Consider the following 20,552-nt stretch of genomic DNA (forward strand, 5'->3'; position numbering starts at 1 on the left):
TTAGGGCCATATATAATTAAAGATTCAGAGAGGGGTTAATCAAGATGAACAACAGGAAGATGCGCTTTATTCCGGCAAGCTTGGTTATTGTTATGATGCTCGTTCTTATGATGGCTTGCAGTAATGCGGGAGACAAAGCGGGTTCAAACGGCAACGCCAGTGGAAACGAAGGGGATAATGCTGAAGTATTACCGCTGAAATACGTGATTCCGGGTACAGCCAAACCTCATACCGATGATGTTGTCCAAAAAGTAAATGAAAAGCTGAAGGCTGACGGTGTTAACGTTAAGCTAGAAATAAATTTTATCCCTTGGGATGCTTGGGATCAGAAAACCAACCTAATGCTGAGCACAGGTGACGAGTTTGACATGCTGCATGTTATGGAGAACAGCTCCGTGCCTACTGGCTCCTATGTTGGGCGAGGCGCGCTTCAGCCGCTGGATGAGCTCATTGACAAGTATGGTCCAGAGCTGAAAAAAATCATTCCTGACTACGCATGGGATGCCGCAAAGATCGATGGTAAAATCTATTCCGTTCCGGCTGTATGGCGCTATGAGACCTCAGGCAGCGGTGAGATGGGCACGCTTGGCTTCCGCCAAGATTTGCTCGATAAAGTAGGCATGCCTTTCCCAAAAACGTCGGACGAGCTTATCGCAACGGCTGAGAAGATGCAGCAAGCTTCCGACAAGAAATTATATATTCAAACGGAAACGGATGTTACGCCAGTATTTTTACACCGTACGTACGATTCATGGCCATTTTTTGTAGATTACCGCGAACAAATCATTAAGGTCGATCAAGCGGGCAATATAAGCTCGTGGCTCGAGAGTGAAGAATTCAAAAAGGATGCAGAGTTTTTCCGCCAGCTGTATGAGAAAAAGCTGATTAACCCTGATATTTTGACGTATAAGAAGGAAGAGCGCGACAAAGCTATGACACTGGGCGATTTTATTTACAGCACGAACGGCGCTTTGTACTCTTCGATCGCAATTGCAAGAAATAATCCAGAAGCAAAAGTAGGTGAGGGTTATTTGGCAGAAGAGAAACCGCTGCTTCAATACTTGGCATTCGGAAATACTAATGCAGTTCCAATTACATCGAAGCACCCAGAAGCAGCTATTATGTTCTTGAACTGGCTGTACAGCAATAAGGATAATCACAACCTATTCCTATATGGGGAAGAAGGCACGCACTACAAAGCGGTAGGCGAGCGTACGGCAGAATTTATTCGTGACGCGAATGATGAATCGTATTATTTTGATTCATGGATGATCGGCAACATTAACTACATGTTGTTTGATGTGAAGACGCCGGAAGATTATTTGAAAATGCAAACGACAGAGCCATCGAATCCAGTTGAATTCTCACCTGTTCTTGGTTTCCGCCTAAATACGGAGCCGATTGCTGTTGAATATGCGAATGTGCTATCCGAAGTGAAATCGAAGATCATTCCAATTAAAATGGGCGTGGTATCCTACGATAAATACTTCCCGGCAGCTCTTCAAAGTTTAAAGGCTGCTGGTCTTGATAAGGTCGTCGCTGAATATCAGAAGCAATTTAAAGAATGGCAGGCCTTGCAGAAGTAACGTTAGCGATGGGTAAACAAAAAGAAGGAGGGCAGCTGCCCTCCTTCTTCTTGTTTGTGTATATTAGTAAGCTAGTGCGAACAAACCGTGAATATGCGACAGGTAACGAACGTTACTTGCTTCCTTCATTAGGGAAGCAGGCAAGCCCTTAAGCTGTGTCGCGTTGCCGCCGATTGTGCCCACGCCATCTTTACGGCCAAGGCTGCCCAGTGTTCCGGAGAATACAGGTACAAACTTATCCATAACGCCGCCTTTGATTTGAACCGCTAGGTTGTAGCCTACCGTTTCGCCCATTTGCCAAGCAAGCTGAGCTGTTGGAGGGTAAGGACGTTCGCTGCCTTCTGGGAATACAACTGCGCAGTCGCCAGCAAGGAATACATCAGCGTGTGAAGTCGATTGAAGCGTTGGTGTAACAAGTGAACGACCACGGTCTTCTGCAAGACCGCTGCTGCCGACAACGGGATTACCTTTAACGCCGCCAGTCCAAATGATTGTGCTGGATTCAATCGTACGACCGTCTTTAAGCGATACGGAGCTTTTTGTAGCTTCTGTAATCGCTACGCTAGTGATGAAGTTAACGCCACGTTTCTCAAGGCTTGTTACAGCACGATCGATCAATACTTTCGGGAAGATTGGCAGAACGGCAGGGCCGGCTTCTACGCAATACAGCGAAATATCATTGAAGTCGATGCCTTTGCTGCGGCAAATCTCAGGAAGTCTGTCGGCGAATTCGCCAACAAGCTCAACGCCAGTCAAGCCGCCGCCGCCAACAACGATTGTTGCGTCAGCTTTGTTGCCTGATTTTTTGTAAGCGTCAAGACGATCTTCAACATGCTTGCGGATTTTGTTAGCATCAGCAACGGATTTAAGAACAAGGCTGTTCTCTTCCAATCCTGGAATGCCGAAGTAGTTCGTTTCACTTCCAAGTGCTACAACAAGAGTGTCGTACTTTTGCACTTGTCCGCTTTCAAGAACCACTTGCTTCTCGTTAGGTTTAATTTCTTTAACCGAGTCAACGATGATGTTAACTTGTTTGTCGCCTAGAAGCTTGCTAAGCGGTAGAGCAACTGCTTGCTCAGCAATTGTGTCCCCAGCAAGTCTGTGCAGCTCAGTAATGATTTGGTGAGTTGGAAAACGGTTTACGATTGTGATGCTAGCTTCTGCTGCAGTCAAGTGTTGTCGTGCTGTTAGAGCAGTAAGAAGACCGCCATAACCGCCACCAAGAATTAGTATTTGCTTCGACATGTTCATCCTCCGTTCGTTCTATACGTATTCGGTGTATTATACTTTATCGTTTTTGCGTTCAGACAAAACACTTAGGAAAGCTTGCGCGAAACGAAGCGTTTTTTGAACTTCCGGATCTTTAAGCATTTTCAACATAGCGAATAGGCCAACAGAAGAGTTAGCCGCTTCTTGCGAGCGCTCGCCAGCTTCAATAGCTGCTGTTGCGATACCTTTTGCTTTCTCTTGAACCGGTTTAACGAATTCACCGATACCTTGAGCGAAATCGTTGATCAACACTTTGTCTGTAGCGATGTTTTGTGCAAAATCATAAGCTTTGGTCATTAGAGTAACCATTTCAGCTAATTTCGGCAGGCTGTCCACGAGTACAGTTAGAGACTCTTGAACCTCCGGCTTCATCAATTGATCAAGTACATCCAACGTTTGTTTTTCTTCGACGAGGCTAGCTGCAACCTCTTGTCCAGCAGATGGTTGTGACATAATAGAATGTCCTCCTTTACGTAAATTTGAAAGTAAGTTGTAGTCTCAATTGTGTCAGCCGCTAAAGATAAAGATGCATCCTGAAAGATTGTTACACTTTTCACATAGTTACTCGAAAAATGTTTATGCAGACGTAACAGTCTTATTTCTGCGTGAGGCAGAAGGATGTGAATGCGCGTATGACGTAATCGGATTAAACCCTTTGTTTCTATTCTACATCGTTTTCACCAAAAGTTAAAAAGAAATTTATTGCTTTCGGCAAAAAGATTTGGAATATTGCTGACATGAAGCGCAATTCAGTTATGATAATAAAAAACAATGATTAAAAACATACATAAAGGAGTTCTAATATGCAGCCCTATACGCAAAGAGTTGTATCCATCATTAAGGCGATTCCGGAAGGCACCGTAATGACGTATGGTCAAGTCGCAGAACTGGCTGGCAATCGCAGGGGGGCAAGGCAGGTTGTCCGAGTTCTGCATTCGATGAGCGGCATTTATAATCTTCCCTGGCACAGAGTTGTTAATGCAAAAGGGGAGATATCGATTCAAGAGGAGGAAGCTCGTTACATGCAGATCTTTTATTTAAAAGAGGAAGGTGTTGCAGCGAGCGAGGACGGTCGAATTGATTTGGAAAAATACCGCTACAATCCGGATAGAGAAGAAGAAAGATGACCTTACCCGGATGAAAATTATGCTTCTTCGCGGTTAAGCGGCTGCGATTAACTTTTTCTAATGAGGCCCCATTTGAAACCCCGTATCCGAACCTTTATTATGGTATAGACCATTCGGAAGGGAGAGAAAGAACATGACAACAGAAATTACACCGGGAAACGTTAGAAACTTCACAGTTTCCACCGAAATCTTTTATAACCAAAGCTTGGATATTTATTCGCAAATGATTTATATCGTACTCAGCTCAAGCACGGCGGATTCCGCATCGCTCACCTTAGACGAGGTTGCCAAAAAAGGCCGTATGACGACAAAACTTGCAATAAAAGCGATGCAAGCCTTAGTTGACGAGCAGCTAATCCCACATAAATTGTTCCGTAAAATGATCGGTGAATTCCAGGATGATCGCTTATCTTGGGCAGCCAAAGGGCTGCTCACGTATTGCAAGGAGCATAAAAACATTACATTGCCTGAACTCTTAGCACTATCAGATCAATCTGGCGAGGATGAGGTCAGCATTCGGAAGGCATTGATGGAACTGGAGAGAAACGGTTATTTAGAGGAATTTACGGAATTGAACAAATTGATGCACGGATAATCGAAAGAATATGGAAAAAAGCCATCAACGTCCTCAGCAAACGGAAGCAGCGTTGTTGGGCAAATATAAGCTAAGTAGAAGCAGATGAAATATTTCCTTCTATTTTGAAAGAAGCAGGACCTGCACAGCTGTTGCGCTGTATAGGTCCTGCTTCTTTTTTTGTTTATTGGCGGTCAATTATACAGCACTATTCTTTCGTTAATTTCTCTAGTATAGCGTCGCCTTTTGTTCCAACCATTACATACGCGAAGCGGGCATTTTGCTCCGTTTCCAGCCCAGTGCCTTCGGGTACAAAATAAGATTCTATGCCGTACTGGATGTTTCTCCAGCCGCTAGTGGAACCGTTAATAATGATTTCCTTGTCAGCTAAAGGCTCACCTTTTTTATATAAACGATCCAAGTTGTATACGCCGCCGGCACCTTGTTGAAGCACGACCTTAATACGGCTGTTGCTTGGACGTCTTTCCAGTTCCTGAGTGATGTGATCTGGCGGTACCGAAATATTGTATTGGAGCGCTACATAATCGCCTTGCAAAATGGATCGTGGATCAAGCGGCACGATGGCCAGCTTAATCGGAGTGCCGCTCGAGAGCAATATTTCGCTTACTGCGGCATGGTAACCGACATAACCGAGCTGCAGCACTACAACGATTGCAATGAGAGCGGGGCTTCTGCGCAGCAATCGGCTGAAAGAGTCCGCTTGTTCAGACACTGCTGCGCGTGTTCTATAGGCGTAAATATAAGTCGCTGCTATGATAATCACGCCAAGCAGAGCGAGTGTAATTGACTTGTGCAATAATGTCCAGAACAAGTCGTAATATTTGAACGCAAGGAAGATGAACCAGAATACGAAGCTTATTGCTGCTTCAAGGGCTTGACTGCGCCTAACAAATAAAAAGGCTGCGATCGTAACTACAATGAAATTCAATATATTAAACAGCTCATATGAGTAAGGGAAAATGTTATCCATAAAGGTTAGCCAAAATAGAAGCAGCAAAGTAAAGAACCAACCGCATTCTCTTACGTGAATCTTGAAGGCGCCTTCTCTGAGCAGATGGTGACTAGCATAAATGACTGCATTGAGCGATGTCACGATGAACACGATGAAGGAAGCCGCATTATGAACAGATCCAAATAACTGAAACAGAAGAATAGCGATATTGATATTCAGTAAGGTATAAATAAAGAAATGCGGTACCCTTCCTTGCCATTTGAACCATCCGACAAGCAGTACCGCTATGAAAAAAATAGACAAGGCTGAAGTATCAATCCAAGCGGTAGAGATAAGTCCAGCTATATATCCAATCGTAAGCACGGTGTAGCGTACAGCCGTATTTAAGCGAGTCAGCAGCAGTGTTGGAATAATAAACAGCAGTGACACTACAAATAAAATGTTTTCGGGCGGGATTTCACCAGCGGCTAATAGTACTAAGCCTACTAAGGAGATACTGCCAATCAAAACACCGATTACGGTAACGATTGTGAATGCGATTTTGCCAACAAGAGTGCTCTTATGTTCTTCTGACGGATGGGATGCTTGGTCAGCTCGTTCATTGGAGCTTGACTGATGCTTGCCCAGCTTGTTTAAGTAACGGAAGAAAAAGACGTTGGCTGTAAGTAATAAAGCGACAAAGAGGAGTCCGAATATAAAAAATAAGGTGGAATAATGCTCGGACATCAGCTCGAAATATTTAAATACAGCGAAAGCGGAAGCAGCTAACGCGTTAAGGGTAAGCATAATTTTGTCCAGGCGAACTTGGGTGAAATAATAGAATCCGAACGCAATTGCCGCAGCGCTTGCGACGTTCATCCATGCGCCATAATGTTCGTATAGATCGGAACTTGTCAAGACGAGCAAAGAAATATGAAAGGCAATAAAGCTAATATATTTAAGCGGCGCTGATGTGAGATGTTTGGCTTCTATTAATGCGAATAGAATAAGATTGATAAGCGCAAACAACCAGCCAATCAGCAAAATTTCTTGGTCGCTATGGACGATAGAATACGCGCTTGGGAAAAAGTATTGCCACAGGGTTAGATGAACGAGTATATAGGCAAGGATATAAAAAGGATTAAAGCGGGTAATGAACGCGAGCAGCAGGGCAGGAATGGACCAGACGAGAAACAGCTCATAGGTGTCCGCATGTGAATTATATATTTGATTTAGAAGGGCAACCGCCACGCCAAACGCGACACAGCCGCCGACTAGAAAAGTAACAGACAAGAAATAGTGATGCCCAAGCATTATTTTCATTTTGGAAAAAACGAAAGCTGCGCCATAGAATAACACCATGATGCCGGCAGACGCGAGAATTTTATCGGCGCGGACCAGACCGCTCCAGTTTGCAGCGAAGAAATAGATGATGGAAGCAAGCAGCAGTGAAACGCCCATTAGAAACCCAACACGCGCAACATTTAATCGAAGCATAGCACTCACAAGCCTTTCTAGTTGATCTGGCTTTTATTATAATGACCCAATCTAAAGTGAACTAGTACTCACTTTTTGTAGTACTGCCTTGTTTAGAGCGAAGCAAGCTCTTATACGATATAACCCGATTTAGCGGCTGATCTAACAAATAAATTTTGAAAGCTGGGCTGTACAAAGGTTTATGAATCAAATGGGCCGTTATTATGCTATTCTTAAGGTTACGAAAGATTTAACTACTAAAGTGCGGAAGAGGTCTATAGATGAGTGAAATAAAGTTTGCGGATTATGCGTTAAGCCAAGAAATCGTTCGAGCGTTGGAGAGCCTGTCCTACGAAACGCCAACGGAGGTGCAGCGCGAGGTTATACCGGTTGCGCTTGAGCAAAAGGATTTGGTCGTTAAATCACAGACGGGCAGCGGTAAAACAGCAGCCTACGGCATTCCATTGTGCGAGCTGGTCGATTGGAACGAAAACAAGCCTCAGGTGCTTGTGCTGACACCAACGAGGGAGCTGGCACTGCAAGTCAACGAGGACATTACCAATATCGGCCGCTTCAAGCGGATCAAATCGATGGCTGTCTACGGTAAAGCGCCTTTCCATATCCAAAGAGCCGAGCTTAAGCAAAGAACGCATATGGTCGTAGGGACGCCTGGACGCGTACATGATCATATTGAGCGTGGAACACTTCCCATCGAACGAATCAAATATTTAGTCATCGACGAAGCGGACGAAATGCTGAACATGGGCTTTATCGAGCAGGTACAAGCTATTATTGGGCAGCTGCCTACAGATCGAGTGACTATGCTGTTCTCTGCAACGTTCCCTGAGGATGTAGCTAAGCTAGCGCATAGATATATGAACACTCCTGTACAAGTAGAGATCAAGGCAGAGGGGCTTACGACTGCTACGATTGAGCACTCGGTTATTGAGGTGAAGGAAGCAGACAAGTTTAAGCTGCTCCAAGACGTGATGATCGTCGAAAATCCGGACAGCTGTATTATTTTTTGCCGGACACAGGAGAACGTGGATCAAGTGTTCAGACAAATGGCGGAGCTCGAATATCCGTGCGACCGCATCCATGGCGGCATGGAGCAGGATGAGCGTTTTGAAGTAATGAATGCGTTCCGCAGAGGGCAATTCCGTTATTTGGTTGCAACGGATGTAGCAGCACGAGGCATTGATATTACGAATATTACGCATGTCATCAACTTCGATATTCCGCTGGAGAAGGAAAGTTATGTTCATCGTACGGGCAGAACGGGACGGGCTGGCAAAACGGGTAAAGCGATCACCTTCGCAGCATCTAAGGATGCAAGGCGCCTAGCTGAAATAGAAGGCTACATCGGATTTAGCATTAACAAAGCGAAGGCGCCATCAGAAGAAGCGGTTGACCTTCGCAGAGAAGATTTTGAACAGAAGCTCAATATCGGTCCCGTTCTCAAAAAAGACAAGCGCGAGCAGCTGAACAAGCAGATTATGAAGCTTAACTTTAACGGCGGCAAGAAAAAGAAGCTTAGAGCAGTCGATTTTGTCGGAACCATTGCCAAAATAGAAGGCGTGTCCGCAGAAGATATTGGTATTATTACGATTTTGGATAATGTTACCGATGTTGAAATTTTGAATGGCAAAGGCTCGCTAGTGCTGGAGGTAATGCGAAATACGACAGTGAAGGGCAAGCAGCTGAAGGTTCGCAGAGGGAATAAGTCTTAACTAATCCTCCATGAAACAAGATAGGGAGATCATCGTGGAAAGCTTCATCTATCAGAATGTTTTGATGGTCGTGGCAGCTATCGTGCTGATTGCTTTGCTGTCCATCGTGTATGTAAGCTGGCGGAACGGCATTTCGCCTATGCCTTCCTCAGCGCCGTTGCGGCGGGTTGTAGTTGATGAGATCAGACGGCTGCAAAGCCGCGGCGTTATGGTGGAGGCGGGCTCTGGCTGGGGTACGCTCGCGCTTCAAGCGGGGAGAACCAGCAGAAACCTGCGGATCATTGGAATCGAAAATTCAGTTATCCCCATGTGGATATCTTTTATGGCTGCGAAACTCGAAAATCGGACGAATGTATCGTTCAAAAAGGGCGACTTGTACACATATTCGTACCGGGATGTGGATATGGTTGTGTGTTACCTCTATCCGAGTGCGATGCGGCGTTTAAGCCCCATTTTTCACGAGCAATTAAAGCCGGGTGCACATGTTATAAGCGTATGTTTTGCGCTGCCGAACTGGGAGCCTGAGCGTACTCTTATTTGCCGCGATATGTATCGGACGAAGGTTTATGTATACAAAGTAAAGTAAACATCATAGAAGGAGGAGCAAATGATGGAGATGGAATTGAAGGAGCAATTTGGCGGCATCGATATTTATTTATTTGATCAGCTGCTGAAGGGATCACTGACTAAGGATATGAGTATTCTTGATGCAGGCTGTGGCTCAGGGAGAAACCTGACGTATTTGCTCCGCAGCGGCTATGATGTATTTGCAATCGATCGATCAGAGACGGCTATTCAAGAGTTGCAGCGGTTAGCGGACTTGATAGCTCCTAAATGGGCGAAAGAGCAGGCACGCGTGGAGGCGGTAGAGCAGATGAGCTTCGCCGATGCCAGCTTTGATTTTATTATTAGCAGCGCGGTTCTGCATTTTGCCGACAATGAGGAGCATTTTGATCAAATGGTTAATGAGCTCTGGCGCGTGCTTAAGCCAGGCGGGAAGCTGTTCGCTAGGTTGGCCTCCTCCATTGGCATGGAGTCCCGTATGCAGCCGCTTGGTGAAGGACAATATCTGCTTCCTGACGGAAGCAGACGTTTTCTGGTTACGGAGGAAAAACTGCTTGGAATGACGGCAAAGCTGAGCGGGCATTTATTCGAGCCGCTCAAAACCGTTATCGTAGCAGACAAACGCTGCATGACTACTTGGTGTGTAGAAAAGTCAGGCTAATACATTTGATTACAAATGAAGCCACCAAATACCAGCGCATTCAGGCAGGTGGACGAGCTTGTCCCGCGCTACCCTATCTGCTAATTCATCACTAAAGAAGAAACGTGTTAATTGCTCCGCTTGTTCCACGCTGTCAAAGGCATAATCCGTTCGTATCCATTTGTGCGAGAAACCATAATCCTGCTCAAGTGCAGCGTAGTATTTTTTCAAAAAGTCAGGCGGGTTTGGCGTTTTGAAGCCAGTGCCCATCGTCTCAAAAATAATAATGGTTCCGTTACCGCGGAGCACACGTTTCATTTCGCTCATAACCTGCCGTAGGTTCTGCTCCCAGTTCGGTAGATTATCGCTGCCTAAGTAACAAATACTCCAGCCGGAAACGATTAAATCCGCGCTTTGGCTCGCAAGAGGCAGCTTGCGATGATCAGCAACCTGCGTTCTCCAATTCGTATAGCCAGCAGAACGTAATCGTTCTGCCGCTACGTGCAGCATAGGTTCATACGCATCAAGCGCAACAATCGTTTTGGCCTGATTGGCTAGTACGGAAGTCAGTCTGCCGGAGCCTGCACCAAGATCTACAATATCCAATCCTCTAATTGGTCTTATCTCTTCGATCCAATGCTGCACGCTCGGCTGCTTCGCGATTAATTCATGATAACGCGCCGCTTCCTCCTTATAAATAACATCATGGTCTGGCATCGCAATTCCTCCTCAGTAGGGTTCAAAATGATTCATCCCTAGCTTAAAGGTATACGTAACGGAAAGGTCAATAGCCATGTTTTAAACGGTTGACGTCGGATCAAACTTCTATTCGGCAGTCTCAAATGTATATTCACTTAGGTTATGGATAACGTCATCATCTATGGCAATATCCAGCTGTTTCAACGCGAGTAAAACAGAGCCGACTACCGGCGGGAATTTAGGCTGAACAACGGTGTAGCGCTTGTTGTTTCCTTGCCGAAGCTTCTCGCCCAGCTCGCGAATAAAATAAGGGCTGTTTGCAACGCTGCCTGTGAAAGTAACAGCAACCTCTTCACTATAGAAGGAGGCAGCAATCATCTCGATGCCTACCTTGATTTGATCGATGGCACGGCTGCACACGCGGATAGCGAGAGAGCTTCCACGCTCGGCAGCTTCAGTAACCGCAGGAGCGAACTTCCCAAACTGCTTGTCTCGCGCACGGCGATCATCCGCAAATCCTTTTTTGGCTACATCAGCAAGCTGCAGGACCGTTGAAACATTCCAATGAACAAGCATGGCTTCGCGAAGCTCACGGTCCGTATCATCACAATTGCCTGCCAGCATCTCATATACAGCATCATAGGCAACAAATCTCGCTGCGCTAGCTGCATAGTGGTGAAAATCATAGTTGCGAATCAGTTGTCCATCGTCCGTCATGCCTACGATAATCGAGCCTGTTCCAGCGATAACGACGATGCCTTGTTCGCCCATTAATGCGCCTCTATGAGCCGAGACCGCATCATTCACATGCCACATCGGGCAGGTAAGTCCCGGAAGCTTTGTTAATGTCTTAATCCATTCGAGGTCAGATGGCGAATCGAAGCCTGCAATACCGGCAACCAGCGCCAGCGCATGCTCAGGAGTACGGCCAGCTTGCTGCAGTGCTTGGGTTATAGCTCCTTGCACATTTTCAGCTGCCATCTCGTCTTTGTAAATAGAGGCGGAGCCTCGTTCCAAATATGAAAGCACATGTCCTCTATGACTGCACACCATGACGCGGGTATGAGTTCCGCCGCCGTCTATTCCAATAACAACCTGCTCTTCTTGCAAATGCATAGGCAGCTCTCCTATTCGTAGTGGCTTGTGCGGCGTCGAACGAACGCTTGGTCAAACTATCGCATTATTTTACCTCAATTTACCATATAGAGGAAGTGGTGGATTACAAAAAGTGAGAATGGCTTGCTTAAATGCGCAGCAACAGCCTCGTTGTTTATATTGCGTTTAAACAGGCAAGGTAAAGTAGGAACTGTAGTGGAGAGAATAGAGAGATACAGGAGTGATACTGATGAAAAATAAAAATAGCAACGTCAAGCGATTCATAGGGCTGATTATGGAGACGAATCCCCCGAAGATGATGCTGTCTATTGCGGTTATTTTGAGCGTCATTACGACGCTAGTTAGCTTGACCATACCTATATTCACGAAAAATATGGTTAATGGCTTCTCGCTGGGGTCATTGAGCACAGGACAGATTGTCTGGATGGCGGCTGCTTTTATCGCGCAGGTTGTGTCTGGAGGCGTGTCTGTTTACCTGCTGCATTACAGCGGCAATAAGATCGTCTCGTCTATCCGAGAGCGGTTATGGAGCAAGCTGCTGCGCTTGCCAGTCCCGTATTATGACAACAAATCCTCCGGTGATACGATTAGTCGGCTGACTAATGATACGGCGCTGCTGAAGGGTCTTATTACGGAGCATGTAACTGGTTTTTTCACAGGCATTTTGTCCATTATCGGTGCATTGTCGATTCTTTTCTATATGAACTGGCAGATGACACTTATCATGTTAACCGTCTTCCCTTTGGCCGCACTCATTATGGTGCCAATTGGGCGGAAAATGTACAGCATATCCAAATCCACGCAGGCGGAGAATGCAAGGTTTACATCCGTCGTAAATCGTGTGGTGTCGGAGATTCGCCTGGTCAAAGCATCCGGCTCGGAGCCTGCTGAATACGAGCAAGGACGCGTCGGCATTCAGAATTTGTTTGGTTTTGGTTTAAAGGAAGCTCGCATGCAGGCGCTCATTTCACCAATCGTCACTTTTATCATCTTATTGCTGCTGGTATGCTTAATCGGCTTTGGCGGTGTTCAAGTATCATCAGGTAAGATGACTGCGGGTGAGTTAGTCGCCTTTATTATGTACCTGTTCCAAATCATGCTGCCGATTACGCAGATCTCACAATTTTTTACGCAATTTCAGAAGGCAATGGGCGCGACGGACAGCATTATTGGTATATTAGAATCCGATGAAGAAGATCAAGATAATGGCAAGGAAGTAACTCAGATGGACCAAACCTTGCAGGTGGAAAATGTATCTTTTGCCTATAAGCCCGATGAGCCAATCCTACGTGATGTGAGCCTGACGATTGAAGCGGGCAAAGTAACGGCACTGGTTGGCCCGAGCGGGAGCGGTAAAACGACGCTGTTCTCGCTGCTGGAGAGGTTCTACGACCCGACATCCGGGGCGATTAGGCTTGGCGGAACAGACATCAGAGACGCGTCTCTGCGTTCATGGCGCAGCCAGATTGGCTACGTTTCGCAGGAGAGCCCAATTATCGCAGGCACGATCAAAGACAATTTATGCTACGGTCTGACGCATGAGGTGACGCAGCAGGAAATCGAGCAGGCTGCACGAATGGCTTATGCAGACGGCTTTATTGAAGCATTGCCTGAGAGCTATGAAACCGAAGTTGGCGAGCGCGGCATTAAGCTATCGGGTGGGCAGCGGCAGCGGATTGCCATTGCAAGGGCGCTGCTGCGTGATCCGCAAATCCTTATGCTCGACGAAGCGACGTCTAATCTCGACAGCAAGTCAGAAGAAGTGGTGCAGGACGCGCTGAAAAATCTAATGATCGGACGGACCACTGTCGTTATCGCCCATCGCTTGTCGACGGTTGTTGATGCGGATTCGATCGTTTTCCTAGAGAAAGGCGTCATTACCGGGGTAGGAACGCATGATCAATTGTATGCTAGCCATACCATGTATCGAGAATTCGCTAATGGACAGCTTCGAGTCAATAAAACGGCTTCTTAAGTAAGCAGAGAAGAGGGTGGAGAAATGGGCTATGTGCTGATTGTAGACGATGATCCGCATATTCGTGAGCTGGTTCGGGTTATTTTGGAGAAAGAGGCTTTAAGCGTGCAGGAGGCTCCGGATGGGCAATCGGCGCTTGCTCAAATGGAAGCCTCTCCGGCAGATATGGTCATATTGGATATTATGATGCCGAATATGGACGGCTGGGAGCTGTGCCGTGAGCTGCGGGAGCAGTACGATATTCCGCTGCTCATGCTGACGGCCAAGGGAGAAATGGGCGATAAGGTGCGAGGGTTCCACCTCGGAACGGACGATTATTTAGTAAAGCCGTTTGATCCCGCGGAGCTGACTGTCAGAGTTAAAGCGCTATTGAAGCGTTACCGAATCGCGGTGTCGCAGCAGGTTTCCGTAGCGGAGATCATGCTCGATCGGCAGACTTATGAAGTGAAGATTCATTCGGATTATACGACGCTTCCTCCGAAGGAATTTGAGCTGCTGTTCAAGCTCGTTAGCCATCTAGGCCGTACATTGACACGCAACCAACTGATCGAAGCGATTTGGGGTTATGATTTTGACGGCAACGAACGAACGCTGGATGTACACATCAACCGGCTGCGTGAGCGTTTTGTCGCTTGGGAGGTATCGATTAAGATCAGTACGATCCGTGGACTCGGTTATCGGCTGGAGGTACTCCAATGAATCGTAAAATGTCAAAATGGGAAGTTTCACTGCGTGTTGTAGGAGCTACGTCGATGGTATTCCTACTGAGCGGAAGTGCCTTCTCGCTGGCGTATTGGTTGACGAAGTGGTTTTACACGAGGCATGAGTTCCGCTTTCCTGAATATATAGTGCAGCTGGTGAACTGGGGACTGGGCATTTTATTTATCATTGTGCTTTTCGCTATCGTTAATTTGGTGATACGACCGAAGCAGAGGGAAGTTTGGGTTGAAATGATCGATGCGCTAAAACGAATGGCAAAGGGAGATTTCAACGTGGCCTTGGATCGCGACAAGAAATTTCATGGCCAATTCGGGGACGTTATTCAGTCCATCAACGATATGGCGCATGACCTGAAGCAGGTAGAGCTGCTTCGTCAGGAGTTTATTTCTAACGTATCGCATGAAATTCAATCACCTCTGACCTCGATACGCGGATTTGCGAGCACGCTGCAACGCGAGGACCTTAGCCCTGAGGAGCAGCGTCATTACTTGTCGATTATTGAGCAGGAAACGACGCGGTTGTCCAAAATAAGCGACAATCTGCTTAAGCTGACAACGCTCGAATCCGAGCAGCAGCAGCTGGACACGAAGCGATACAGGCTCGATGCGCAGCTTGAGAACATTGTGCTCGCTAGTGAGCCTCAGTGGCTGGACAAAGCACTTGAGCTTGAACTAGAGCTGGAGGAAGTAGAAATTGCGGCCAGTGAAGAGATGCTTAGTCAGGTTTGGGTAAACCTCTTTCATAATGCGATTAAATTTACACCTGCCAAAGGGAGCATTAAGATTGTACTGGAGCGCCTAGGCGATGAGGTCAAAGTAAAGATTACAGACACGGGTATTGGCATTTCTTCGGAGGATCAGCTCCGTATCTTTGAACGTTTCTATAAGGGTGACAAGCAGCGGACGAGAACGGCTGATGGCAGCGGATTAGGCTTGTCGATCGTCCATAAAATCGTTGAGCTCCACCACGGGAATATTCGTGTAGACAGCAGGTTGAATGATGGTTCTTCTTTTGAGGTGACGCTGCCGATTACTTAGCAGCCAGCTATTCATATAAAGTGCCTTGAAACGACAACGAGTTCTGTTCTTCCATATATTACACTCGACTGTTTTGTTTCAAAATAGCCATATGAGGTTAATCATAGCTATATCGAATGACAGAGAGGGGCAAAAAAATATGGGTTTATTATGGACATTAATCGTTGGCGGAGTAATTGGTTGGTTAGGTGGTTTGCTTGTTGGGCGCGACGTACCGGGAGGAATTATCGGTAACATCGTAGCTGGCTTCATCGGAGCTTGGTTAGGTACGCTAATTCTTGGCTCGTGGGGACCGACGATGGGCGGATTTGCTCTCATCCCGGCTATCATTGGAGCTGTTGTAGTCGTGCTGCTGTTAAGTGCAATCTTGCGAGGAACACGACGCGCGTAGTCTAATCTTTACGTAAACTTGATAAAACCGTTGTTGAAGTAGTAACGTATACTTCAATAGCGGTTTTTCTGCGTGTAGATATTGATACGGCAAGGGGAGAGGTTAAAAGGCATGCTCATATTCGTTAGTATCATTGCGGTAGTCATAGTTGTTGTGTATTTGGTCCTCCAGTATTACCCTGCTTTTGGGGCAGCACAATCAAAGGAGCGGCGGCAGCAGTTAAGCCGTTCGAACCAATATGGCCGTAAAAAATTTATAAATGCGATTCCTACAGCCATGGATACGACAACAAGCGAGAAGCTGAAGCTGCTCGTTCAATTTATGAAAGGCAATAAGATGACAAGGCCAAGCAAAGCGCTAGTTGTTGAGTCGATGAGTGAAGGATATGGTGCCGGGCAGCATCAGCCTAAGCTGACATGGTTTGGCCATTCTGCAGCTTTGCTTGCAATCGACGGGAAAACACTTCTGCTTGATCCGATGTTCGGCAAAGCGCCGTCCCCGTTTCCATTTATAGGCGGTAAAAGATTCAGCGATAAGCTGCCGTTTGAGATGGAGCAGCTTCCGATGATCGATGCGGTACTCATTTCACATGATCATTACGATCATTTGGACTATGGCTCGATCGTAAAGCTTAAGGATAAGGTGAGACGCTTTATTGTTCCGCTTGGTGTTGCGCCTCATTTGGTAAGATGGGGAGTAGATCCATCCCTTATAGAGGAGCATGATTGGTGGGATGAGTTTTCATATGAGGGGATTCAACTCGCTTGTACGCCTGCAAGACATTTCTCAGGTAGAAGTTTAACGGATCGCGATGCAACGCTTTGGTGCTCTTGGGTAATACATGGCCGGGAGGCACGCATCTTCTTCAGCGGAGATAGCGGCTATGGTCCTCACTTTAAAGAAATTGGCGACAAATACGGACCCTTCGATCTCACATTAATGGAATGTGGACAGTATGATGAGCGCTGGGCAGCTATCCATATGATGCCGGAAGAAACGGTACAGGCTCACTTGGACGTACGCGGAAAGATTATGATTCCGATACACTGGGGTGCATTCACACTTGCGATGCATGATTGGACCGACCCTGTGGAGCGAGCGGTAAAGGCAGCTAAGGAGATGAAAACACGCATTTCGACTCCGAAAATCGGAGAGACTGTACTGCTTCAAGCGGCTGAGTACCCATCCTCAGCGTGGTGGCGGTAGCTTATATATTTATAGCTGAAAAGCTTATAAAACATAGCAGGGGCTGTCTTCAAAGGTCTATACATACCTTTAGAGACAGCCCCTGCTGTTATTATTTGATGCCTGAGATCGCGTAGTTCTCGATAATATGCTTCTGGAAGAAGATAAAGATGATGATGATAGGCACAACCATAAAGGTTGATCCAGCCATTTGGAGGGCATAGTTGCCGCCGTATTGCCCTTTGAGCAATGACAGGCCAACGGAGAGAGTGTAAAGCTTCTCATCGTTCGCGATAATAAGCGGCCAAAGGAAGCTGTTCCATCCGCCAATAAAGGCTAATATGCCTTGTACCGCAAGTATCGGCTTCGAAATAGGAAGCACGATTTGCATGAACGTCCGGAATTCACTTGCACCGTCAAGACGGGTTGCTTCCAGCAGCTCATCTGGAATGGTAGCCATGAACTGACGGAACAGGAATATACCGAAGGCGCCGACAAGTCCGGGCAGAACGATACCGATCATCGTATTCGTCAGATGCATTTCATTTAGGATTAGATAGACTGGAATCATCGTCACCTGACCAGGAATCATCATCGTAGCAAGTACGATATAGAACAAGTTATTACTGCCTTTGAATTTGTACTTCGCGAAGCCGAAACCAGCCATCGCATTCAGGAATAAGCCAATAAAGGAGAAGAAAACGATAATTAGCGTATTTTTCAAATAAACGCCAAAGTTCATATTCTCAAACAAGTTCTTGAAATTTTCCGTCGTGAAGCGTTCAGGCAGTAAGGTAGGCGGGATATTCTGTATCTCGCTCTCTGGTTTAAAGGAAGAAAGGATCATCCATACGAAAGGAAGGATGACCAATACCCCGCCGACCGCGAGGCATATGCCTAGTATCCACTTGAGCGCTTTTTCGCCTTTTGAGGCGCTTGACGCTTTTGCTTGCGAACTCATCCATTACACCTCCGTTTGGATTATAGATCCGTTTCTTTATTTTGAAATCTGAATTGTACGAGCGTAATAATAATGATTGCGATGAACAGGACAAATGATCCTGCTGCCGCGTATCCGAAGTTGCTAAGCTGGAAGCCGTTCCGATAAATAAACAGGGCCACAGATGTTGTGCTGTCGAGTGGACCACCGTCGGTCATAATGAATGGCTCTTCGAAAAATTGCAGCCAACCGATCATGGTAGTGATCGATACGAAGAAGATCGCGAAGCGCAGCATTGGAATCGTGATGTAAGTCAGCTGTTTCCATGTGCTGGCACCGTCGAGCTGAGCCGCCTCGTAATAAGACTTCGGAATACCTTGAAGCGCGGCAATGAAGATGATCATATTGAGACCGATCCCTCTCCATACCGCCATCAGAATAAGCGATATTTTAGCCATGACTGGATCTTGAAGCCATGGAACCGTAGGCAGATTAATCGAATCAAGAATATAGTTGAGCAGACCGAAAGCCGGATTGTAAAGGAAACCCCATACAACAGCAACGGCAACAACGTTTGTAACTGATGGCATATAATAGACGACGCGGAAAGCTTTAAATGCACGGTTTGCGCCGAAATTAATCATGATCGCAATAGCAAGTGAACATAAGATAACAAGTGGAACACCGATGATCACGTAGAACAACGTATTAAGTATGGCTTTTACGAAAATAGGATCAGCCAGCACGTCTACATAGTTTTTGAATCCGACGAATGAAATATTGGACCAGTCAGCAAGGCCTGCCAAGTCCATGTCCGTAAAGCTTATTATTAAGGCTACAAGGATCGGCAATAACGAAAATAAGGTAAGCAAAATAAGCGTTGGAGCGATAAAGAAATACGGTGCCTTACTCTGAGAGATGCCTTTCATAAACGACCCTTCCTTTGCTATGAGCGCCTGGCTTTATCCATTTCTAATGGAACCGGCAGCGGCTCTGTTCCAGAACCGCTGCCGGCGATGGCGATCATTATTTATTCAAAATTTGTTCAGCTTTGGCGTTGAAGCTGTCAAGTTCCTTCTTAATTTCAGACTTGCCGCGGTAAATTCTCTCGAATGTCGATAGCACGTTTTGAGCAATTTCTTCCCATGGCTTGATAAGCGGCATAGGCTCCGAGCTGTTCAACTGCTCACCGATAACTTTTACATTAGGATCTTTAGTCAAAGCTTCGTTCTCCCATGCTTTTTTCGTGGATGGAAGCGAGTTTGTAAGCTCCAGCCATTTCAGCTGTGTCTCAGGCTTGCTCATGTAAGCAAGGAATTTCAAGGCTTCTTCTTTGTGCGTTGTATGTTGGAAAATAGACAAGTTAGAGCCGCCTAGAGAAGAAAGATTGTTCTCTTTCTTAGGAAGTACAGCTGTTGCCCATTTGCCTGCAAGCTCAGGTGCTTGGTCATTGATTAGTTTAATCATCCAAGGTCCGCTGATGAACATTGGCGAGATACCTTCACCCTTAAATGCAGGGATAATATCCATACCTAGATCAATCGGTGCAGAACCGTCTTTGAAGAAGCTGTTCAAATATTCAACGGCTTCCACGAATTCTGGTTGGTTGAATTGTGGTTTGTTGTTCTCGATAAGCTTCGAGCCGTTTTGACGAGCGAACATGAATAGTAGCGATTGTTCTTTAACATCAAGGCTGATGCCGTATTTGTTTTTGCCGCGAGCTTTAAGCTTTGTTGCAGCATCTTTAAGCTCATCCCATGTTTGTGGAGCTTTATCGTAGCCTACTTCTTTCAGTAGATCTGTACGGTAGTAAAGCACGCGAGTGTCGATGTACCAAGGTACGCCTACAGTTGCATCTTCGTATTTAGTTGTTGATACCGATCCTGGGTAGAAGTTTGCTTCAGCAAGTTCTGGATATTCAGTTACGTAAGGAGTGATATCCATAAGCGCTTTAGCGGATGCGAACTCAGGAATCCAAGTTGTTCCCATTTGAAGCACGTCTGGACCTTTTTTGGAAGCGACAGCCGTCAATAGCTTGTCATGTGCCGTATCCCAAGGAAGTGCTTGTACATTGACCTTAATGTTAGGGTTCTCAACCATGAATTGCTCTGCAATCTTCGGCAAGGATTTGGCTTCTTCACCCATCCCCCATACGTTGATGGTTACTTTATCGTTTGCTGCTCCTTCATTGCTGTTGTTGCTTCCGCAAGCAGTGAGGGCGCCGATAAGTAGCATAGAGCTAGCTAGTGCAGTTGCTACTGATTTCTTAAACATTAATTATTCCTCCTGTGTGAATGATTGTTATCAGTACTATGCTGTGAATCCGTGCAAGTTATGCACGCAGGCGGCTGTTGTTTGCCGTATATATAAGCCTAAGCTGGGTGTTGATGAGCAGGTAAATGTTACATTCCCTGCCGCAGCAAAAACGTTCGCCACAAGTAAATAGAAATACTATTTGATGTGGTGAAACGTTTCTATAAACAAAATATATTACCGTTTACAACTTTAGAACCAGACCTGCTTATTGATTCGAAACGTTTCGACATCATTATAGATCAAAGTTTTAACGGG

The 20,552-nt window shown here is 46.1% G+C and carries 19 protein-coding genes; 11 read left to right on the plus strand and 8 right to left on the minus strand.

Annotation, left to right across the window (positions count from 1 at the left end):
* Nucleotides 1-44: 44 nt before the first annotated feature.
* The gene (locus AB4Z50_RS09845; RefSeq protein ID WP_441878378.1) at nucleotides 45-1,586 is read left to right on the plus strand and encodes an extracellular solute-binding protein; all 1,542 of its coding nucleotides are present in this window, start codon (nucleotides 45-47) and stop codon (nucleotides 1,584-1,586) included.
* A gap of 63 nt (nucleotides 1,587-1,649) precedes the next feature.
* On the opposite strand, the gene AB4Z50_RS09850 is transcribed toward AB4Z50_RS09845, so the two are convergent.
* Both AB4Z50_RS09850 and AB4Z50_RS09855 read right to left on the minus strand, forming a co-directional pair.
* Nucleotides 1,650-2,831, minus strand: coding sequence for an NAD(P)/FAD-dependent oxidoreductase (locus AB4Z50_RS09850; RefSeq protein ID WP_441878380.1), 1,182 nt, complete (start codon nucleotides 2,829-2,831; stop codon nucleotides 1,650-1,652).
* Nucleotides 2,832-2,867: 36 nt separating this feature from the next.
* Entirely contained in the window at nucleotides 2,868-3,308 is a 441-nt protein-coding gene (locus AB4Z50_RS09855) for a DUF1641 domain-containing protein (protein WP_054025638.1), read from the minus strand.
* A 350-nt stretch (nucleotides 3,309-3,658) separates the two neighbouring features.
* On the opposite strand from AB4Z50_RS09855, the gene AB4Z50_RS09860 reads away from it, so the two are divergent.
* Both AB4Z50_RS09860 and AB4Z50_RS09865 read left to right on the plus strand, forming a co-directional pair.
* Entirely contained in the window at nucleotides 3,659-3,982 is a 324-nt protein-coding gene (locus tag AB4Z50_RS09860) for an MGMT family protein (RefSeq protein WP_441878383.1), read from the plus strand.
* Between the two features lie 133 nt (nucleotides 3,983-4,115).
* Entirely contained in the window at nucleotides 4,116-4,577 is a 462-nt protein-coding gene (locus AB4Z50_RS09865) for a hypothetical protein (RefSeq protein ID WP_441878385.1), read from the plus strand.
* Nucleotides 4,578-4,764: 187 nt separating this feature from the next.
* On the opposite strand, the gene AB4Z50_RS09870 is transcribed toward AB4Z50_RS09865, so the two are convergent.
* Nucleotides 4,765-7,005 (minus strand): GDYXXLXY domain-containing protein, encoded by a 2,241-nt coding sequence (locus AB4Z50_RS09870; RefSeq protein WP_441878387.1) that lies wholly within the window; start codon nucleotides 7,003-7,005, stop codon nucleotides 4,765-4,767.
* Between the two features lie 260 nt (nucleotides 7,006-7,265).
* Here AB4Z50_RS09870 and AB4Z50_RS09875 point away from each other — a divergent pair, with 260 nt between their 5' ends.
* From AB4Z50_RS09875 to AB4Z50_RS09885, 3 genes are read left to right on the plus strand one after another with little or no spacing between them, the layout of a single operon-like run.
* Nucleotides 7,266-8,714, plus strand: a complete 1,449-nt coding sequence (locus AB4Z50_RS09875) for a DEAD/DEAH box helicase (RefSeq protein ID WP_441878389.1) — start codon at nucleotides 7,266-7,268, stop codon at nucleotides 8,712-8,714.
* Between the two features lie 10 nt (nucleotides 8,715-8,724).
* Nucleotides 8,725-9,300, plus strand: coding sequence for a class I SAM-dependent methyltransferase (locus tag AB4Z50_RS09880; protein WP_441878391.1), 576 nt, complete (start codon nucleotides 8,725-8,727; stop codon nucleotides 9,298-9,300).
* 24 nt (nucleotides 9,301-9,324) lie between these two features.
* Nucleotides 9,325-9,939 (plus strand): class I SAM-dependent methyltransferase, encoded by a 615-nt coding sequence (locus AB4Z50_RS09885; protein ID WP_441878393.1) that lies wholly within the window; start codon nucleotides 9,325-9,327, stop codon nucleotides 9,937-9,939.
* A 9-nt stretch (nucleotides 9,940-9,948) separates the two neighbouring features.
* On the opposite strand, the gene AB4Z50_RS09890 is transcribed toward AB4Z50_RS09885, so the two are convergent.
* Both AB4Z50_RS09890 and AB4Z50_RS09895 read right to left on the minus strand, forming a co-directional pair.
* On the minus strand, nucleotides 9,949-10,635 hold the full coding sequence (locus AB4Z50_RS09890) for a class I SAM-dependent methyltransferase (protein ID WP_441878395.1): 687 nt from the start codon (nucleotides 10,633-10,635) through the stop codon (nucleotides 9,949-9,951).
* A gap of 108 nt (nucleotides 10,636-10,743) precedes the next feature.
* Complete coding sequence (locus tag AB4Z50_RS09895; RefSeq protein ID WP_441878397.1) at nucleotides 10,744-11,733, minus strand: N-acetylglucosamine kinase; 990 nt, start codon at nucleotides 11,731-11,733, stop codon at nucleotides 10,744-10,746.
* A 229-nt stretch (nucleotides 11,734-11,962) separates the two neighbouring features.
* Between AB4Z50_RS09895 and AB4Z50_RS09900 the strand changes: the two genes are divergently transcribed.
* The 5 genes from AB4Z50_RS09900 to AB4Z50_RS09920 all read left to right on the plus strand — a co-directional run bounded on the left by AB4Z50_RS09900 (nucleotide 11,963) and on the right by AB4Z50_RS09920 (nucleotide 17,062).
* Nucleotides 11,963-13,708, plus strand: coding sequence for an ABC transporter ATP-binding protein (locus AB4Z50_RS09900; RefSeq protein WP_339205594.1), 1,746 nt, complete (start codon nucleotides 11,963-11,965; stop codon nucleotides 13,706-13,708).
* A gap of 24 nt (nucleotides 13,709-13,732) precedes the next feature.
* Nucleotides 13,733-14,407: a response regulator transcription factor gene (locus tag AB4Z50_RS09905; protein WP_339205592.1), complete on the plus strand. Its 675-nt coding sequence runs from the start codon at nucleotides 13,733-13,735 to the stop codon at nucleotides 14,405-14,407.
* Nucleotides 14,404-15,465 carry a sensor histidine kinase gene (locus AB4Z50_RS09910; protein ID WP_441878400.1) on the plus strand — a complete coding sequence of 354 codons (1,062 nt, stop codon included), beginning with the start codon at nucleotides 14,404-14,406 and terminating at the stop codon, nucleotides 15,463-15,465. The genes AB4Z50_RS09905 and AB4Z50_RS09910 overlap by 4 nt, the downstream gene beginning before the upstream one ends.
* Before the next feature lie 139 nt (nucleotides 15,466-15,604).
* Nucleotides 15,605-15,856 (plus strand): GlsB/YeaQ/YmgE family stress response membrane protein, encoded by a 252-nt coding sequence (locus tag AB4Z50_RS09915; protein ID WP_076266420.1) that lies wholly within the window; start codon nucleotides 15,605-15,607, stop codon nucleotides 15,854-15,856.
* Between the two features lie 276 nt (nucleotides 15,857-16,132).
* Nucleotides 16,133-17,062 (plus strand): MBL fold metallo-hydrolase, encoded by a 930-nt coding sequence (locus AB4Z50_RS09920; RefSeq protein WP_441878492.1) that lies wholly within the window; start codon nucleotides 16,133-16,135, stop codon nucleotides 17,060-17,062.
* A gap of 91 nt (nucleotides 17,063-17,153) precedes the next feature.
* On the opposite strand, the gene AB4Z50_RS09925 is transcribed toward AB4Z50_RS09920, so the two are convergent.
* The 3 genes from AB4Z50_RS09925 to AB4Z50_RS09935 form a co-directional block, all read right to left on the minus strand.
* Complete coding sequence (locus AB4Z50_RS09925; protein ID WP_076266419.1) at nucleotides 17,154-18,002, minus strand: carbohydrate ABC transporter permease; 849 nt, start codon at nucleotides 18,000-18,002, stop codon at nucleotides 17,154-17,156.
* Between the two features lie 20 nt (nucleotides 18,003-18,022).
* Complete coding sequence (locus AB4Z50_RS09930; RefSeq protein WP_076266418.1) at nucleotides 18,023-18,910, minus strand: carbohydrate ABC transporter permease; 888 nt, start codon at nucleotides 18,908-18,910, stop codon at nucleotides 18,023-18,025.
* 97 nt (nucleotides 18,911-19,007) lie between these two features.
* On the minus strand, nucleotides 19,008-20,255 hold the full coding sequence (locus AB4Z50_RS09935) for a sugar ABC transporter substrate-binding protein (protein ID WP_441878403.1): 1,248 nt from the start codon (nucleotides 20,253-20,255) through the stop codon (nucleotides 19,008-19,010).
* Nucleotides 20,256-20,552 lie beyond the last annotated feature (297 nt).

The sequence above is a fragment of the Paenibacillus sp. 2TAB26 genome (assembly GCF_052115145.1).
GTDB lineage: Bacteria > Bacillota > Bacilli > Paenibacillales > Paenibacillaceae > Pristimantibacillus.

Coding starts and splice junctions, on each gene's coding strand:
- AB4Z50_RS09930 (WP_076266418.1), bottom strand. CDS start 18,910: ATGAAAGGCATCTCTCAGAGTAAGGCACCGTATTTCTTTATCGCTCCA.
- AB4Z50_RS09860 (WP_441878383.1), top strand. CDS start 3,659: ATGCAGCCCTATACGCAAAGAGTTGTATCCATCATTAAGGCGATTCCG.
- AB4Z50_RS09920 (WP_441878492.1), top strand. CDS start 16,133: ATGGATACGACAACAAGCGAGAAGCTGAAGCTGCTCGTTCAATTTATG.
- AB4Z50_RS09890 (WP_441878395.1), bottom strand. CDS start 10,635: ATGCCAGACCATGATGTTATTTATAAGGAGGAAGCGGCGCGTTATCAT.
- AB4Z50_RS09925 (WP_076266419.1), bottom strand. CDS start 18,002: ATGAGTTCGCAAGCAAAAGCGTCAAGCGCCTCAAAAGGCGAAAAAGCG.
- AB4Z50_RS09880 (WP_441878391.1), top strand. CDS start 8,725: ATGAAACAAGATAGGGAGATCATCGTGGAAAGCTTCATCTATCAGAAT.
- AB4Z50_RS09885 (WP_441878393.1), top strand. CDS start 9,325: ATGGAGATGGAATTGAAGGAGCAATTTGGCGGCATCGATATTTATTTA.
- AB4Z50_RS09875 (WP_441878389.1), top strand. CDS start 7,266: ATGAGTGAAATAAAGTTTGCGGATTATGCGTTAAGCCAAGAAATCGTT.
- AB4Z50_RS09845 (WP_441878378.1), top strand. CDS start 45: ATGAACAACAGGAAGATGCGCTTTATTCCGGCAAGCTTGGTTATTGTT.
- AB4Z50_RS09855 (WP_054025638.1), bottom strand. CDS start 3,308: ATGTCACAACCATCTGCTGGACAAGAGGTTGCAGCTAGCCTCGTCGAA.
- AB4Z50_RS09935 (WP_441878403.1), bottom strand. CDS start 20,255: ATGTTTAAGAAATCAGTAGCAACTGCACTAGCTAGCTCTATGCTACTT.
- AB4Z50_RS09850 (WP_441878380.1), bottom strand. CDS start 2,831: ATGTCGAAGCAAATACTAATTCTTGGTGGCGGTTATGGCGGTCTTCTT.
- AB4Z50_RS09870 (WP_441878387.1), bottom strand. CDS start 7,005: ATGCTTCGATTAAATGTTGCGCGTGTTGGGTTTCTAATGGGCGTTTCA.
- AB4Z50_RS09905 (WP_339205592.1), top strand. CDS start 13,733: ATGGGCTATGTGCTGATTGTAGACGATGATCCGCATATTCGTGAGCTG.
- AB4Z50_RS09895 (WP_441878397.1), bottom strand. CDS start 11,733: ATGCATTTGCAAGAAGAGCAGGTTGTTATTGGAATAGACGGCGGCGGA.
- AB4Z50_RS09865 (WP_441878385.1), top strand. CDS start 4,116: ATGACAACAGAAATTACACCGGGAAACGTTAGAAACTTCACAGTTTCC.
- AB4Z50_RS09900 (WP_339205594.1), top strand. CDS start 11,963: ATGAAAAATAAAAATAGCAACGTCAAGCGATTCATAGGGCTGATTATG.
- AB4Z50_RS09915 (WP_076266420.1), top strand. CDS start 15,605: ATGGGTTTATTATGGACATTAATCGTTGGCGGAGTAATTGGTTGGTTA.
- AB4Z50_RS09910 (WP_441878400.1), top strand. CDS start 14,404: ATGAATCGTAAAATGTCAAAATGGGAAGTTTCACTGCGTGTTGTAGGA.